14 protein-coding genes are annotated in these 16,475 nt (G+C 59.0%); 6 read left to right on the top strand and 8 right to left on the bottom strand.

What is annotated here, in order from left to right; genetic code table 11:
• Positions 1-13: 13 nt before the first annotated feature.
• Positions 14-1,333 (top strand): LLM class flavin-dependent oxidoreductase, encoded by a 1,320-nt coding sequence (locus CFB10_RS05890; RefSeq protein ID WP_020011914.1) that lies wholly within the window; start codon positions 14-16, stop codon positions 1,331-1,333.
• Positions 1,334-1,413: 80 nt separating this feature from the next.
• Here CFB10_RS05890 and CFB10_RS05885 read toward each other — a convergent pair whose 3' ends face one another.
• Positions 1,414-3,147: a PAS domain-containing methyl-accepting chemotaxis protein gene (locus CFB10_RS05885; protein WP_020011915.1), complete on the bottom strand. Its 1,734-nt coding sequence runs from the start codon at positions 3,145-3,147 to the stop codon at positions 1,414-1,416.
• Positions 3,148-3,465: 318 nt separating this feature from the next.
• Here CFB10_RS05885 and CFB10_RS05880 point away from each other — a divergent pair, with 318 nt between their 5' ends.
• Positions 3,466-4,719 carry an FAD-binding oxidoreductase gene (locus CFB10_RS05880; protein ID WP_020011916.1) on the top strand — a complete coding sequence of 418 codons (1,254 nt, stop codon included), beginning with the start codon at positions 3,466-3,468 and terminating at the stop codon, positions 4,717-4,719.
• A gap of 15 nt (positions 4,720-4,734) precedes the next feature.
• Here the strand turns inward: CFB10_RS05880 and CFB10_RS05875 are convergent, their stop codons facing one another.
• Together CFB10_RS05875 and CFB10_RS05870 are read right to left on the bottom strand one after the other, a co-directional pair.
• Positions 4,735-5,268, bottom strand: a complete 534-nt coding sequence (locus tag CFB10_RS05875; protein ID WP_026363977.1) for a hypothetical protein — start codon at positions 5,266-5,268, stop codon at positions 4,735-4,737.
• A gap of 69 nt (positions 5,269-5,337) precedes the next feature.
• A complete protein-coding gene (locus CFB10_RS05870) occupies positions 5,338-5,562 on the bottom strand; it encodes an aa3-type cytochrome c oxidase subunit IV (RefSeq protein ID WP_020011918.1) in 225 nt (74 codons plus the stop codon).
• A gap of 416 nt (positions 5,563-5,978) precedes the next feature.
• Here CFB10_RS05870 and CFB10_RS05860 point away from each other — a divergent pair, with 416 nt between their 5' ends.
• Positions 5,979-6,518, top strand: coding sequence for a TRAP transporter small permease subunit (locus CFB10_RS05860; protein ID WP_020011919.1), 540 nt, complete (start codon positions 5,979-5,981; stop codon positions 6,516-6,518).
• Between the two features lie 31 nt (positions 6,519-6,549).
• Positions 6,550-8,019 (top strand): TRAP transporter large permease subunit, encoded by a 1,470-nt coding sequence (locus CFB10_RS05855; RefSeq protein ID WP_020011920.1) that lies wholly within the window; start codon positions 6,550-6,552, stop codon positions 8,017-8,019.
• A gap of 384 nt (positions 8,020-8,403) precedes the next feature.
• Here the strand turns inward: CFB10_RS05855 and CFB10_RS05850 are convergent, their stop codons facing one another.
• Positions 8,404-9,501: a TRAP transporter substrate-binding protein gene (locus CFB10_RS05850; RefSeq protein ID WP_020011921.1), complete on the bottom strand. Its 1,098-nt coding sequence runs from the start codon at positions 9,499-9,501 to the stop codon at positions 8,404-8,406.
• 304 nt (positions 9,502-9,805) lie between these two features.
• On the opposite strand from CFB10_RS05850, the gene CFB10_RS05845 reads away from it, so the two are divergent.
• On the top strand, positions 9,806-10,561 hold the full coding sequence (locus CFB10_RS05845) for a gamma-glutamyl-gamma-aminobutyrate hydrolase family protein (RefSeq protein WP_020011922.1): 756 nt from the start codon (positions 9,806-9,808) through the stop codon (positions 10,559-10,561).
• Between the two features lie 81 nt (positions 10,562-10,642).
• On the opposite strand, the gene CFB10_RS05840 is transcribed toward CFB10_RS05845, so the two are convergent.
• The 3 genes from CFB10_RS05840 to CFB10_RS05830 all read right to left on the bottom strand — a co-directional run bounded on the left by CFB10_RS05840 (position 10,643) and on the right by CFB10_RS05830 (position 14,415).
• Entirely contained in the window at positions 10,643-11,674 is a 1,032-nt protein-coding gene (locus CFB10_RS05840; protein ID WP_003510336.1) for an ABC transporter permease, read from the bottom strand.
• Positions 11,675-11,706: 32 nt separating this feature from the next.
• Positions 11,707-13,248, bottom strand: coding sequence for a sugar ABC transporter ATP-binding protein (locus CFB10_RS05835; RefSeq protein WP_026363978.1), 1,542 nt, complete (start codon positions 13,246-13,248; stop codon positions 11,707-11,709).
• Positions 13,249-13,485: 237 nt separating this feature from the next.
• Positions 13,486-14,415: a sugar ABC transporter substrate-binding protein gene (locus tag CFB10_RS05830; protein WP_003506747.1), complete on the bottom strand. Its 930-nt coding sequence runs from the start codon at positions 14,413-14,415 to the stop codon at positions 13,486-13,488.
• Here CFB10_RS05830 and CFB10_RS05825 point away from each other — a divergent pair.
• Positions 14,387-14,698: a hypothetical protein gene (locus tag CFB10_RS05825; RefSeq protein WP_020011925.1), complete on the top strand. Its 312-nt coding sequence runs from the start codon at positions 14,387-14,389 to the stop codon at positions 14,696-14,698. The genes CFB10_RS05830 and CFB10_RS05825 overlap by 29 nt on opposite strands.
• A 223-nt stretch (positions 14,699-14,921) precedes the next feature.
• On the opposite strand, the gene CFB10_RS05820 is transcribed toward CFB10_RS05825, so the two are convergent.
• Positions 14,922-16,364: a M20 family metallopeptidase gene (locus CFB10_RS05820; RefSeq protein ID WP_020011926.1), complete on the bottom strand. Its 1,443-nt coding sequence runs from the start codon at positions 16,362-16,364 to the stop codon at positions 14,922-14,924.
• Positions 16,365-16,475 lie beyond the last annotated feature (111 nt).

Below are 16,475 nucleotides of genomic sequence, written 5' to 3'. Positions count from 1 at the left end.
CCGACATGAAGGCATGATCCCCATGACCACCACGACACGCAAAAGACAGATGCATCTGGGCCTTTTCCTGCAGGGTGCAGGCCACCACGTTTCCGGCTGGCGTCACCCGGATGCGGAAGCCGGCAGCGAGAATTTCGATCTGCTCACCCGTGTTACGAAAATGGCCGAGGCGGCGAAGTTCGACATGGTTTTCCTGGCAGATGGCCTCACCAGCGGCGTCGACGCCCATCCCTCGATGATCGCGCGCTTCGAGCCGCTGACGCTGCTTGCAGCGCTTGCCATGGTGACTGACAAGATCGGTCTGGCCGCCACCGCCTCCACCACCTATGGCGAGCCGTACCACACCGCCCGCGCCTTCGCTTCCATCGATCACCTGAGCCACGGCCGCGCGGCGTGGAACATCGTCACCACCTCATACGCCCGCACGGCGGCCAATTTCTCCAAGGACCACCCTGAGCATGACGAGCGTTATGCCGTGGCGGAAGAATACGTGAATGTGGTGCGCGGCCTCTGGGACAGCTGGGATGACGATGCTTTCGTCAAGGACAAGCAGGCGGGCCGTTACGTCGATCCGGAAAAGGTCCATATTCTCAACCACGAAGGCAAATATTTCACGGTCAAGGGACCGCTCAACATCCCGCGTTCCCCGCAGGGCCATCCGGTTCTCATCCAGGCCGGCTCCTCCGGCCCGGGACAGGACCTCGCCGCCCGCACCGCCGATATCGTCTTTACCGCCCAGCAGGCAATCTCCGAAGCGCAGGCCTTCTATACCAGCCTCAAGGCGCGCGTGGAGAAATTCGGCCGCGATCCGGCCAGCGTCGCCGTGATGCCCGGCTTCATGCCGATCATCGGCAGGAGCTTTGAAGAGGCCGGCGAGAAGCTGAAGGAGCTGAATCGCTGGACCGATATCAAGAGCGCCATGCCGCTGCTTGAAGAACGCATCGGCCACAGCCTTACCGAATACGATCTCGACGGCCCACTGCCGGACCTGCCGATTTCCGACCAGCTGCGCAGCCGCGCCGAACTTCTGACCGAACTGGCGCGCCGTGAAAAGCTGACGATCCGGGAACTGGCGCTGCGCGTTGCCGCCGGCCGCGGCCACCACATCGTCATGGGCACGGCGAAAGACGTGGCTGACCGCATGCAGCAATGGTTCGAGAACGGCGCCGCAGACGGCTTCAACGTCATGCCGCCCTTCTTCCCCGGCGGGCTGGAGGAATTCAACCGCGAGGTCGTTCCGCTCCTGCAGGAACGCGGCCTGTTCCGTAAGGACTACGAAGGCTCGACCCTGCGCGACCATCTCGGTATCGCACGACCGGCTCTGCGGGGATAACCTTATGCGGATGCCCGATCAGAGGCATCCGCATCCACCAAATCTGGTTCCTGCGCCTAAGAGGCGCTTGGGCGCGATCTTTATGCCGCCCGCGCCGACGTCTGATTGCGCCGGGCGGTATTCGAAGACTCCGACCGGACGGAAGAACCGTCTTCGCGCTGCGTCGTGCGGCGGTTCAACTTGAACAGGCTGACAAGCTGCGCCAACGCATCGGCACCCTGCGCCAGCGTGGTGCTGATCACGGTGGTGCGGGCGCTCATCGCCGCATTCTCCTGCGTCATCCGATCCAGCCGATTGACCGCCTTGTTGATCTCGCTGATGCCGACAGCCTGTTCGTCCGCCGCCTTGGCGATCATGTCGACGTTACCGTCAATGTGCCTGACCAGCGCGTCGATCTGCTTCAGCGCCGTGCCGGTCTCGCCCACCAACCGGACGCCCTCAAGAACCTCCGTGCCGGAATTGTTGATCAGAGCCTTGATTTCCTTCGCGGCATTGGCGGAACGCTGCGCCAGTTCGCGCACTTCCTGCGCCACCACGGCAAAACCCTTGCCCGCGTCGCCCGCCCGTGCGGCTTCCACGCCGGCATTCAGCGCCAGAAGGTTGGTCTGGAAGGCGATTTCGTCGATCACGCCGATAATCTGGCTGATTTCCCGCGACGCCGTCTCGATACGCTGCATCGCATCGACCGTCCGCTCCACGACCTCGGTGGAGGCCACGGTGGATGCCCGCGCGCTCTGAACGAGCTTGCGCGTTTCTTTCATATTCTCAGTCGATGATCGGACCGTCGCTGTGATTTCCTCGAGCGCTGCCGACGTTTCCTCCAGCGCCACCGCCTGCTCGCGCGAGCGTTCGGCGAGATTGACGGAGGCTTCGCTGACTTCCTGGCTGCTGCGGGTCAGGTCTCCGGTCTGGCCGAGAACATTTTCCAGCGTCTTCTGGAATTCGGCGATCGATTTATTGAAATCGCAACGCAATCTTTCAAACTCGCCGACAAAAGGTTTGTCCAGCGTAATACGGATATTGCATTGAGAAAGCCGCTCAAGCGCAGCACCAAGTTCTTCGACCGCGTGCATCCGGTCCGTCACATCGAAAGCAAATTTCACCACCTTGAAGACGCGGCCTCGGTCATCGATGATCGGATTATAGGAGGCCTGAATGAAAACGCGTTTGCCATCCTTGCCAAACCGCATGAACTGCCCGGTCGAGAAGTGGCCCTTTCCGAGTTCCTTCCAGAAATCCCGATAGTCCTGGGACTGGGCATAAGCCGGCTCGCAGAACATCTGATGATGTTTGCCAATGATCTCTTCCGCCGTGTAACCGAGCGTCGCGAGGAAATTCTCATTGGCGCTGAGGATTTTCCCGTCGGGCGTAAATTCGATCATGGCTTGCGCGCGGGAAAGCGCTGCCAGCTTGCCGTCATCCTCGGCGCTCTTGCGCTTGATCGCGGTGATGTCGGTTGCAATCTTGACCACCTTGTAAGGCTTACCGAAACGAAACACCGGATTGTAAGAGGCCTCAATCCAGATTTCGTCGCCATTCTTGGCCTGACGCCGGTACTGGCCCTGATCGTATTCGCCGCGCGACAGCTTTGCCCAGAAGGCCTCGTATTCAGGCGAGGCCGCATCCTCGGAAGAAAGGAACATGCTGTGGGAGCGCCCAACGATTTCAGACTGCTGATAACCCACAGCCTTGCAGAAATTATCGTTCGCTTTCAAAATCTTGCCGTTCAGATCGAACTCGATGATGGCCTGCGAGCGGCTGAGCGCATCAAGCACCGCATAAGCGTCCAGACCGAGTTTAGAAAAGTGAGACATCTTTTTTGAACCCCCAACAGTAATCCATATGCAGACCTTCCCCATCCCCGAAATATAAAGATGAAGAACGGTCGGCCCGTCTGCACGCGAAACTAGCGTGACACCGTTAAATTGCGATTAATGATGCCATATAACTATAAATCCGGAGCCTGAATCGACTGCAGATGTGCTTCGCGGCGACTATATTCGCCTTGTCTATTTGGGACCGCTTATTTGCCACAGTGCTGATATTTCTGCGCCAGCGACACGATGCGGCCTTTCATCCGGGCGGCATTAGTTGTTATGGCGGGTTGAAAGATTTGTGTTGCAGGAGCGCCGATGACCAAAACCCTGAAATGCGATGTGCTGGTGATCGGCACCGGCATTATCGGTTCCATGGCGGCGCTTTATCTGCAGAATGCCGGGCGCGAGGTGGTGCTTCTGGAGCGCGGCGAGGTTGCCCGGGGGGCGAGTTCCGGCAATGCCGGCATTCTGGCTTTCCCGGAAATCATCCCCATTCCCGCTCCCGGCATCATGAGAAAAGCGCCGCGCTGGCTGTTCGACCCGCTCGGCCCGCTCAGCGTGCCGCCCGCCTATGGGGCGAAGATCGCGCCCTGGCTGTGGCGTTTCTGGCGCGCCAGCGCCGAGCGCAACTTCCGCCACGGGCTGAAGTCACTGACGGAGATCAACCGGCTGTCGGCCTTGGAAATGGCCCACATCGCCGCAATGCCGGAACTTTCGCACCTCGTTTCAAAAACCGGTACGCTCGATCTTTACGACAGTGAGGCAAGCCTCAACGCTGCCCGCAAGGACTGGGACGAGAAGGAAAGCGCCGGCTTCACCTTTGAACGTGTCGGCCGCAATGAAATTGAAGAACTGCAACCCGGTCTCGCGCCGCAGTTCCGCCACGCCATGTTCTCTCCCGATGGCCTGCAGGTCTCCGTCCCCTATGATTTCACCCGCGCGATTTTCGATCTGGTGATTGCCCGTGGCGCCAGCCTGCGCAAGGGCGAAGCCGAACGCATCGACGCCGTTGGCGAAAGCACGATCGTTACGCTTGAAAACGGCGACAAGATTGATGCCGACAAAGTGGTGATTGCCTGCGGCGCCTGGTCGAGGAAGCTTGCCGCGACGCTTGGCAACATCGTGCCGCTCGAAACCGAACGTGGCTACAACACCACCCTTCCCGCCAGCGCATTCAACCTGACGCGCCAGCTTTATTTCAACGATCATGGCTTTGTCGTCACCCCGCTCGCGACGGGCATCCGTGTCGGCGGCGCCGTAGAACTTGGCGGGCTGGAACTGAAACCGAATTTCCGCCGTGCAGAGGCGATGCTGAAGAAGGCTGGACGGTTCCTGCCCGGGCTGAAGCTGGAGGATGGAAAACAATGGATGGGCTTCCGCCCGTCCATGCCGGACTGTCTTCCCGTCATCGGAACGGCCCGCGCCACGCCCTCCGTCATCTATGCCTTCGGCCATGGCCATCTGGGGCTGACACAATCCGCAGCCACCGCCCGTCTGGTGACGCAGCTGGCCAGCGGCGAGGAGACGGCAATTTCGGTCGACCCGTTCCGTCCGGGGCGTTTCTCCTGAACGAAAGAGGCCGGTCTATTTCACCGGCTGCATGGAATCATCAGGAAATTCCACCTCGGCAAAGGACGGGTAGACCTTGCGCAAGATGGTCACCTGCTGCTGGTCGCTGACCCTCAGCAGGTACCAGTCCGCACCATCCATCAGCGCCAGCGTGTGGGATTTCGCCTCGATCGTCTGGCCGCCGGTTTCCATCACCGTCTTCGTCGGAACAAGCGCATAGGGCGTTCCGTCAGGCGTTTGCGCAAGCGTGATTGCCTGCGCATCCATGGTGAATTCGGTTATCTTGACCGCCGCAAGCGCCATCTGCATCTGCGTGGTCAAGGCGCCGCGCAATTGTTCCACGGTAACACCCGCGTCACGTGCGATGAACTCAAAGATTTTCGGCGGCACGGTCGTGCCGACAAGCTCGAAATCCTGTGCATTCAAAGCCGTGCTGAACCGCTCTATCCGTGTGCGAAGGCTATCCTGCTCGGCAGGCGAAAGATCACGCGCCAAAGCAGGATGCGCAATCGCCACCAGCAGAAACAAACAATAAAACAGGCGCTTCATGGCTTGGCCTCTCCGGTTATCCGGCATCGCCCGGTTCCCCGAACGGAAACCGCTCATGAACGGGATTGTTCAGCGCAGCAGAAAGAAACCCGCGGCCGACAGCACGACGAAGACGACCAGACCGCCAAGGAAGCCGGCAGTGGTGAAGAACCCCGCGACCATGGCCAGCATCAGCACGCACAGCAACATGGTGCCATACTTCGTCAGGGCCAGAAAACCGTTATAGGTCTTTTCGTGCTCGGCGTAATTCATCTCGGCGCCAACTTCGACCGGACCCGTGTGGTGTTCGCTCATTCCGCTTCCCCTTTGCTCCATCCGTCATGCCCGCCGTACGGGCAAATCTACCCGTGGACGATCACCGGGCCATGCCGGATTCTCCGTAGCCAGAGGTAACATGAAGTCAGCGAAAAGCGCAATGCGTTCTGCGTGAAAGTGCGCCAACGGCACGCATCGCGGCCGCTCAACCGGGCAAAACATCCCATAGGGCAACATTCTTTCGCAAACGGTTGAAAAGGGCGCTCGGTCGAGCTGTTTCATGGCGGTTTTGGTTGCTTTTCGAACCGCCTGACCATACACGGGATTCTGTGGGGAGGAACTCTGGAACCTGTGGCAGCGGAAGCACGTGGAGGCGTGGCTGCAGCAGGGATACCGGGCTTTGCTCTCCGCCATAAACCCGCAAAGGGCCCGAAAAGGGAAGAGGGGGAAGTTATATGAAGTCGCTTCTAAAATTAAGCGCGCTGATAGACCTTGCAAGCGAAGCTCTGGGCAAGGTCGCCGGTTATCTCGTGCTCATCTGCTGCCTCGTCAGCGCCGGCAACGCCATGGTCCGCTACGCCCTGAACTACAGTTCAAACGGCTGGCTGGAAATCCAGTGGTACATGTTCGCCTTCATCGTGCTGATCGGCGCATCCTATACGCTGCGCATGAACGAACATGTGCGGGTGGACATCATTTATGGCGCGATTTCGCCGCGCAGCCGCATCTGGGTGGATATTATCGGCATCGTGCTGTTCCTGTTGCCCGGCTGCTTTTACCTCGCCTGGCTTTCCTGGCCCATGTTCAGCCTGTCCTGGCATCAGAACGAAATGTCCTCCAATGCCGGCGGTCTCATCCGCTGGCCGGTGAAATTCATCATCTTCGCCGGTTTCGCCCTTCTGGTTCTTCAGGGTTTTTCCGAACTCATCAAGCGCATAGGGGCCCTTAACGGGCTTTATGCGCTCGATACCAAGTACGAAAAACCCCTGCAATGATCACACCGATCTGAACCTTCAGGATATTCCCATGTTCGAATATGGTATTCTTCCGCCACTGATGTTCCTCGGCATGATCATCTTCATGCTTTACGGATTTCCGGTGGCTTTCTCGCTCGCCACCGTCGGTCTCGTTTTCGGCATCATCGGCATCTTCACCGAGCATTTTTCACCGGCCTTTCTTCAGGCGCTGCCGCTGCGCATCTTCGGCATCGTCTCCAATGACCTTCTGCTGGCCATTCCCTTCTTCACCTTCATGGGCGCAATCCTCGAGCGATGTGGACTCGCGGAAGATCTGCTTGAAGGGACCGGCAAACTGTTCGGCGCCATTCCCGGCGGTCTCGCCTATGCCGTCATCATCGTCGGCGCAATTCTTGGCGCAATTACCGGCACGGTTGCCGCCTCGGTCATCACCATGGGCGTCATCTCACTGCCGATCATGCTGAAATACGGCTACAATCCGCGGCTTGCCACGGGCGTCATCGCCGCATCGGGAACGATCACGCAGGTCATCCCACCTTCGCTGGTTCTGATCGTTCTTGCCGACCAGCTCGGCAAATCCGTGGGCGACATGTATCTCGGCGCCATCGGTCCTTCCATCCTGCAAGTCGCCATCTTCATGCTCTTCATCCTGTTCATGTCGATCGTGCGGCCGAAGGACCTGCCGGCGCTGCCGCCGGAAGCGCGCGGCGAACTCGACCGTAAGCTGGTGTTCCGCGTGCTGGCGGGCATGATCCCTTCCATCGTGCTGATCTTCCTCGTGCTCGGCACCATCTTCCTCGGCCTTGCAACGCCCACCGAAGCCGGCGCCCTCGGCGTCGTAGGCGCAATGGCCTTGGCCGCCGCACACCGTCGCCTCAGCTGGGATCTCGTCAAGCAGGGCATGCATTCCACCATGCATATCACCTCGATGGTGGTGTTCATTCTGGTCGGCGCAACCTGCTTTTCGCTTGTCTTTCAGGGCATGGACGGCTCGCTGTGGATCGAACACATGCTGTCGGGCATTCCGGGCGGCCCCATCGGCTTCCTGATCTTCGTCAACATCTTCATCTTCTTCCTCGCCTTCTTCCTCGATTTCTTCGAGATCGCCTTCATCGTCATCCCGATGCTGGCCCCGATCGCGCAGGCGCTCGGTATCGACCTGATCTGGTTCGGCGTGCTGATCTGCATCAACATGCAGACGAGCTTCATGCACCCGCCCTTCGGATTTGCGCTGTTCTACCTGCGCTCCATCGCACCTCGGACCGTCAAGACGTCGGATATCTACATGGGCGCCATTCCATGGCTCGGCATGCAGCTCATCCTCGTCGCCATCGTGATCTTCTGGCCGGAATCCGTTACCTACTGGCTGGACAAGACACCCGAAGTCGATCTGAATTCCATCAAGATCGAGATACCCTCATTTGGCAATCAGGGTGGCAACACCATGCCCAATTTCGGCCAGCCGGGCGGGATGCCAGGCATGCCAAATCTCGGCGAACCACCGAAGATCGGGCCGTAAGAGCTGTCTTGTAAGGACATGGCGAAACGCCTATGATTGCGGAGTGGAAGACAGGGTTGCACCCCTGCCTTCCGTTTATTCTCTTTAGAAATTGAACCGGACAGTCACTGATCAGCCTGTCCGGTATTTCCTAATGACGAATGCAATGCTCAGCGTTTTCCACATCGCATCACCTCCACAGTTGAGAGCAAGGCTTTTGCCGAGGTCGGCGTGGCCAATCCCCGCCGACACTCCGGTTGGTCACGGAGCCTGCTGCTTTTGCTCGCAACAGACCCGATCCTAAATCATCCTTTGTTGTCGGATGCATGAAGGCATGCGCGCACAACAAAAACCCCGGAGACCGAAGTCTCCAGGGCCTTTGCCCGGTCCGCCGTCACCGAATAATCAGAGCTTGCCGTTACGCTGCTGGATCATCATGAAAGTATCGAACGTGTATTCCGCCAGCTGCATCCACAGATAACCTTCGCGCTTGAAGGCAACCTGGTCCTCGTAAATCTTCTTGAAGTCCGGATTGGAGGCCGAAATATTGGCGTACACTTCCAGTGCGGCCTTGTAGCAGGCCTCGAGGATTTCCTGACTGAAGGGCCGCAATACCGCACCTTCCGACACCAGCTGCTTGATGGCGATCGGGTTTTTCGCGTCGTATTTCGCCATCATGCTGGTGTTGGCGAAGGCGCAGGCATCCTGCAGCGCCGTCTGGTAGCTCTTCGGCAGGCTGTTCCACTTGTCCAGATTGACGAAGGAATGGATGACCGGGCCGCCTTCCCAGAAAGCGGGATAATAGTAATATTTCGCCACCTTCTGAAAGCCGAGCTTGTGGTCGTCGTAAGGACCGACCCATTCCGCTGCGTCGATGGTGCCTTTTTCCAGCGCCGGATAGATGTCGCCGCCGGCGATCTGCTGCGGCACGACGCCGAGCTTTTCCACTACCTTGCCAGCGAGCCCGGCAATGCGCATCTTCACGCCCTTGAAATCGTCGACAGTGTTGATTTCCTTGCGGAACCAGCCGCCCATCTGCGCGCCGGTATTGCCTGAAATCATGCCATAGAGATTGTGTTTGGCGTAAAACTCGTTGAGCAGCTTGTTGCCGTTACCTTCATAGAACCATGAGTTCGTCAGGCGGGCGTTGAGGCCGAAGGGTATCGCCGTGCCGATGGCAAAGGTCGGGTCCTTGCCGACGTAATAATAGGAGCAGGTGTGGCACATTTCCACCGTGCCTGACGACACGGCATCGGCCGCCTGCAAGCCGGGCACGATTTCACCCGCGGCAAAGGGCTGGATGGTGAAATTGCCGTCAGTGGCTGCAGCGACGTGTTTGGCTATATCCTCGGCGCCGCCATAGATCGTGTCGAGCGATTTCGGAAACGACGACGTCAGGCGCCAGTTGATCTTGGTATTCTGCTGTGCAATGGCGGGCGCGGCCAAGGCTGCCGTGGCAGCTCCCGCAAGCGCACCTTTTTTCATAAAGGAACGGCGATCCATCTATATCCTCCCAGATATGAACGCTGCCCGCAGCTTTGAATTCCCCTCGTTGCTGTTCAGGCATCGCAGCAAAGTAAGCACGGTTACCGCCCGGCTGACAAGCACCCGCACCAAGAATTAATCGCGGAGAAACCTGCCTTTTCGGGAATTTTCCGAAACTCTGCTTCGCATTTTATTTACAACTGAAATATCCCGGCACCGCCTTATACTTTAGGCGCATACGGGATAGTCGGAACGCAAAACGCGTGCTTGACTTGGCCAGCCGGCAGTCGCACAAATTTCGAATATTCGTCCCGGAGCCACCATGCCAAAACCAATTATCGCCGTACCCGCCGACATCAGGCATTTCACCGGGGCCGACTGGCACGCCGCGCAGAACCAGTATCTTTCCGCCGCGTTGAAAGTGGCTGGTGTCATGTCCTTCATCATCCCGGCCTTCGAGGACGGAAACGAGGTTGACGCCATTCTCGATCGGGTGGACGGCCTGCTCGTGTCCGGCTCCGCCACCAATGTGCACCCTTCCCTTTACGGAAAAGAAGCGCAGGAGAGCGACGGCCCGTTCGATCAGGCTCGCGACGCCACCAGCCTGCCGCTCATCCGTCGCGCCATCGAGCGCGGTATTCCGATGCTGGCCATCTGTCGTGGCATTCAGGAACTGAACGTCGCGCTCGGCGGTACGCTTGCTTCGGAAATTCAGGAGCAGCCCGGCATATGGGACCACCGCAAGCCGGAACACGACGACCGCGATGTGGCCTTCGCCATCCGCCAGCCGGTGCATGTGCGCGAAGGCTCCTGCATTGCACAGCATCTCGGCATGTCGGGCGAAATCCAGATCAACTCCCTGCACCGGCAGGCGATTGCCGAAACCGCGCCCCGTCTGCAGGTGGAAGCGACGGCGGCGGACGGCACCATCGAGGCCGTCTCCGTCATCGACGCCAAGGGCTTCGCCGTTGGTGTGCAGTGGCATCCGGAATATTGGGCCGAGACGGACGCACCCTCACGGGCATTGTTCGAGGCCTTCGGCAAGGCCGTCCACGACTATCGAAACAGCAAGGTCTGAACCGCTGCTGATCCCCTTGGCCCATAAGAACACAAAAAAGGGGCAAGCCTGAAGGCCTGCCCCAAGTTCTGGGAGGAGGATTTAGCGCTTTGCGCGTTTTTTCTGGCGGTAGACGTCGGCGACGACCGCAGCCACGATGATAAGGCCTTTGACGATTTCCTGATAATAGGCATCCACCCTGAGGAAGGTGAAGCCCGATGTCATGACACCGAGAATGATGGTGCCGATCACCGTTCCGGTAATGCGGCCGGCGCCGCCGGCGAGCGACGTACCGCCAATAACCGCCGCGGCGATGGCGTCCAGCTCATACATCACGCCCATGCCGGCCTGCGCCGTCTGCGCGCGGGCAGCGGTAACGACACCGGCAAGACCGGCGAGCATGCCGGCAATGGCATAGACCTTGATCAGATGCGCTTCGATATTGATACCGGAAACGCGGGCCGCCTGCTGATTGGCGCCGATGGCATAGGTGAATTTGCCGTAGCGGGTATAACGCAGCGCCACATGGAAAATGACGGCGACGACAAGGAATACCACCACCGGCCAGATGCCCGTGCCGATAAAATTGAAACCGTCGGTCAGGCCGGAGATCGGCTGGCCCTTCGTATACCACTTGGAAAGACCGCGCGCCGTCACCATCATGCCGAGTGTTGCGATGAAGGGCGGAATTTTGGTGCGCGCGATGAGCTGTCCGTTGATGAACCCCGCCAGGGTGCCGGCCAATATGCCGACCGCGAGCGGTATGAAGAAAGGCAGATCAGTCAGTCCCGGATAAAGCGCCCGCGGCCATGTGGAGGATTGCGCCACGCTGGCGGACAACATCGCCGTCAGGCCGACGACGGAACCGGAGGAAAGATCGATACCGCCGGTGATGATGACCTGGGTCACGCCAACCGCGATGATGCCGATGACGGAAACCTGCAGAATCATGATCGTCAGGCGCTGCTGGTTCATGAGGAAGCTCTGGCCGATGAAAATCCAGCCGAGAATTTCATAAACCAGCGCAATGCCGATCAGTACGAAAAATATATTGGCCTCGGGCGGGATGCGCCGGTGCGGCTTGCGTCCGGATTTTGCATCCAACTCCGTGTTGGCGGCGGCGTTCGTATTCATAGTCGTTCCTCCTCGAGAAATCCCGGCGCGCCTCACCGCGATGCGAGATCCATCACTTTCACCTGCGTGGCTTCACTTCTATCAAGGAAGCCCGTCACCCGACCTTCATGCATGACCATGATGCGGTCGCTCATTCCCAGAACCTCCGGCATTTCAGAGGAAATCATGATGACGGCGACGCCCTGGCGCGCCATCTCGCAAACCAGCTTGTGGATTTCGGCCTTCGCCCCAACATCGATGCCGCGCGTCGGCTCATCCAGAATGAGAATGCGCGGTTTGGTCAGCATCCAGCGACCGATCAGAACCTTTTGCTGGTTTCCGCCGGACAGGTTTTCGATACGCTCGTAAAGATGCGGCGTCTTGACCCGGAGTTTGCGGCACATGTCCTCGCAGGCTTCCGAAAGCGCGTTTTCCTGCACGAAACCATTGGCGACATATTTGTCCTGCAGGACGGCGATCTGCATGTTCTCCAGAATATTGAGGATCAGCAGGCACCCCGTATCCTTGCGGTCTTCCGTCAGAAACGCCATGCGGTGACTGATAGCCTTTGTCGGGCTGTCGATCGAAACCGGCTTGCCATCAATCGTTATCGTTCCCGAGGAAGCGGGCGTCACGCCAAATACTGTTTCCGCCACATTGGAACGTCCCGAGCCGACAAGGCCCGCAACGCCGAGAATTTCACCGGCGCGGACATCGAAGGAGACGTCATGGAAGACACCATCGAGGTTCAGGTTCTTGACCGACAGAACGACGTCGCCGATCGGAACCTCTTCCTTCGGGAACATCTGGGTGATTTCCCGGCCAACCATCATGCGGATGATGTCGTCACGCGTCACATCGGTGGAAGCATGGGTGCCGATATATTTGCCGTCGCGAAAAACCGAGAACTCATCGGCGATCTCGAACAGCTCGTTCATCTTATGGGTGATGTAGACGATGCCGATGCCGCGCTCCCTGAGATCACGAATGATGCGGAAGAGATGCTCGACCTCGCGCTCCGTCAGCGCAGATGTCGGCTCGTCCATGATGAGAACGTCGGAATCGTAAGAAACCGCCTTGGCGATCTCGACCATCTGACGGCTTGCCACCGAAAGCTCACCAACGCGGGTTTCCGGATCAAGATCGATACCCAGCCTCTCAAGCAGCGTCTGGGTGCGGCGATACATTTCGCCGTGATCAATGAAGCCCAGCCGGTTTTTCGGCTCGCGCCGGATCCAGATGTTTTCCGCAACCGTCATGTAAGCCATCAGGTTCAGTTCCTGATGGATCATGGCGATGCCGTTCTCCAGCGCATCGAGCGGGGAATCGAGACGGATCGGCGCGCCTTTCAGGCGGATTTCGCCGTTGTCCGGCTGGTAGATGCCGGCGAGAATCTTCATCAGCGTCGATTTGCCGGCGCCATTCTCGCCCATCAGCGCATGCACGGTGCCGCGCTTGAGGTGGAACTGCACATCATCGAGCGCCACGACGCCGGGAAATTCCTTGCGTACGCCATCCGCTGCGAGAAGAAACTCCGCATTCGGCACGGCTCCGCTGGCGCGCACGGCGGCCATTGTCGATGGACTGACGACCATCTCACCCTCCACAATAGACAAAAATGACCGGAGATAGGGTTTTGCCAGAGGGCGCACCTTGCCTCCGGGGAGGCTTACAGCGCCGTGCCTATCACGACACAAGGGCGCTGTAACACTTTGAATTCACTGAAATCCAATCGCAATCCGCTCACACCGAAGCTTGCTCCCCAGTGCTGTCGGGAACCGGCATCTGCCGCCGGGATCACCTGAAACAGGCGCAGATGCCGGAAGGGGGCGTTAGTTCTTGGCCACGTAGTCCTTGACGTTTTCAGGCGTGACGAGCTGGAAAGGAATGTAGACCTTCTTCTCGACCTTGTCGCCCTTGACGAGTTTCAGCGCGGCATCGAGAGCACCCTTGCCCTGCCCCGCCGCATCCTGGAAGACCGTGACGTCGAGATCGCCCGCCTGCATGGCGGCGAGAGCATCCTGCGTGGCATCCACGCCGGCGACGACATAATCTTTCATGTCCTTGCCCGCGGCCTTCAGCGCCTGGAGAGCACCAATCGCCATTTCATCGTTGTTGGCGATGACGGCGTTGAACTCGATGCCGCTGGAGAGCCAGTTGGTCACGAGGTCGGAACCCTGCGTGCGCTGCCAGTTCGCGGTCTGCTCTTCAACCACGGAAATGCCCTTGCACTCGTCAGTCTTCAAAACATCCTTCGCAGACTGTGTGCGCATGCGCGCAGCCTGGTTGGAAAGCTCGCCCATCATGATGACCGCATTGCCCTTGCCACCGAGAAGGCGGCAAACCTCTTTGGCCTCAAGCGTGCCGGCAACGGTTTCGTCGGAAGCGACGAAGGCCTGGCCATCAGGCAGGCTGTCGACGTTCACCGGTTGGCGGTTGACGTAAACAAGCGGAATTTTGGCATCGGCGGCAAGCTTCGACATGGCCGCCGTAGCATCCGTATCAACCGGGTTAACGATGATCGCATCGACCTTGGATGCGATGAAATTCTGAATCTGGCTCTGCTGCTTGGCGACGTCGTTCTGCGCGTCCTCGACCTGCAGGGTGACGCCCTTCAGTTCCTTGGAATAATCCTGCATGCCGTTGCGCAGCACGGTCAGGAAGTTGTCGTCGAACAGCGCCATCGAGACACCGACTGTCTCCGCATGGGCCGCAGTGCCGAGAAGCACAGACATGGCTGCGCCGATGATAAATTTCCTCATTGTTTTTCTCCTCCATGGCGTCCGGCGCCGCCTCTCCCAGCCGGAGGCGAACCCGAAAGCCCGCCGCAACCTCCTCACATTCAGAAAACGGAATAATGAAACCGATTTTCTGTCTGTTCGATATATTTATTCCATTTTTGGTTCGAACGTCAATGCTTTCTTCGCAGCCCAGCTGTGGAGCGGCGCACAAGGCCGTGATGATTGGACATTCAAGCGGACGAGCGTTCCAGACGGGATTGCCGATGAAGGTGCTGAAGCTCCGTTTGCCTCGTCCTGCCCTTGAGGCAGGGAAGCCATAAGCCGTTGAAATTACGCCTCCCGGTTCGGAGCCAGGATGAACTCGGCTGAGATGGAAGATTTATTCCAAACCGGAATCCGCCGGCCCTCTTTTCAGAAGGCCGGCGGCGCATCGGATTTCTTCATCTTGGAACGTTCATGCGATTCACCATGCCGCCTGTGGAAATCTGCGGCAGACGGACGGCGGCAAAAAGGATGTGCGTAGCGCCTTACTGGTGGGAGCCAGGCATGACATCGGCGGGAATCGGGCAGACATAGTTGCTGCCTTCGGTCTTTTCCTGCCACTCCTTCCTGGCATTGGCGAGCAGTTCCGGCGAGGTCATCAGCGCAAGGCCTGTCGATGCCATTGCCTTGGCGGCATGCGCCATGGCCTTGTGTGCGGCAGGGCTTTTGCCCTGCGCCACGACCTGCCAGGTATGCGGATTGGTCCCGATCGCCCAGGCCGGCGTCCAGCACTGCGCCGTTGGCGTGACCCAGCTAACGTCACCGACATCGGTGGAACCCGCCCGGAAATGCGACTGTCCCTCGAAATCCCGCAGGCCGAGATGCAGCGGTGTCGAACCGTCGATCTTCCGGTTGGAAAAAACATCGCCCTTTATCTGGTAGAGCCGGATGCTGCTTTTGATCGCCTCGTCGGTGAAAGTATCCTGAATGCGTTTGGCGAAATCGATATCCGCCTCGTCGAAGGCGACAGGGCCAAGCGCCACCATGTTTTCATGCATCGCCGTTTCCAGCGTGATGTTGGGCAGAAGGTTGGTGGAGGCGGTATCGAAGACGATCTCCACCTCGGTTTCGGTCATCATCGCCGCGCCGCGCGCCACCTTGTCCACCCGTGCGGCGAGATCGAGCGCCTGGCGCATTTCCGGGGCGCGGATCAGGTAAAGTACTTCGGCCTTCGCCTGCACCACATTCGCCGCCTTGCCGCCGGTATCGGTGATCGCATAATGCACCCGGCAATCCTGCGGCATATGTTCGCGCAGGAAGTTGACGCCGACATTCATGAGTTCGACGGCATCGAGCGCCGAACGCCCTAGATGGGCGGCGTTGGAGGCATGGGCCGCAACACCCTTGAAACGGTAGAAATATTCCAGCACGGCAAGATTGTTGGTTGAGCGTACGCCGTTGAAAGGTGCCGGGTGCCAGGTCAGCGCCGCATCGACATCATCAAACAGGCCGGCGCGCACCATAAAGGTCTTGCCGGAACCGCCCTCTTCGCCCGGGCAGCCGTAATAACGCACGGTGCCGGGAAGATTATTGACTTTCAGATGTCGGGCGAGCGCAATAGCGGCCATCAATGAGCCGACGCCAAGCAGGTTGTGGCCGCATCCATGGCCGGTGGCGCCTGCCTCGCGCGGCTGCACCTGCGCCACATCGGCCAACTGACTCATGCCGGCCAGCGCATCGAATTCGCCGAGGAAGGCGATGACCGGCTTGCCGCTGCCGAATTCGCCGATAAAGGCCGTTTCCATGCCTGCCACGCCGCGGCGAACATCAAAGCCATTTTCCTCGAGCGCGGCAGCCAGGACACCGGCAGATTGCCGTTCTTCGAATTTCAGCTCGGCAAAATCCCAGATATTGTCACTTAGGGTGGTGAAATCGGGCTTCATTGCCTCGACTGCAGCGGCAATCGACATCACGGCGTCACGGTTCATGGCTTGTCCTCGCATTTCCGCCCTTTGCGGGCACGCGCAAGCGCTTCGGTGGAAACTCCGCCAAATCCTTACGCTCTATGATGGAAAGACCGCGCCGGGGTCCGCCTCCGG

Source organism: Agrobacterium sp. 719_389, from assembly GCF_900188475.1.
Classification (GTDB): Bacteria; Pseudomonadota; Alphaproteobacteria; order Rhizobiales; family Rhizobiaceae; genus Agrobacterium; species Agrobacterium radiobacter.
This window is presented reverse-complemented; position numbering and strand designations above follow the sequence as displayed.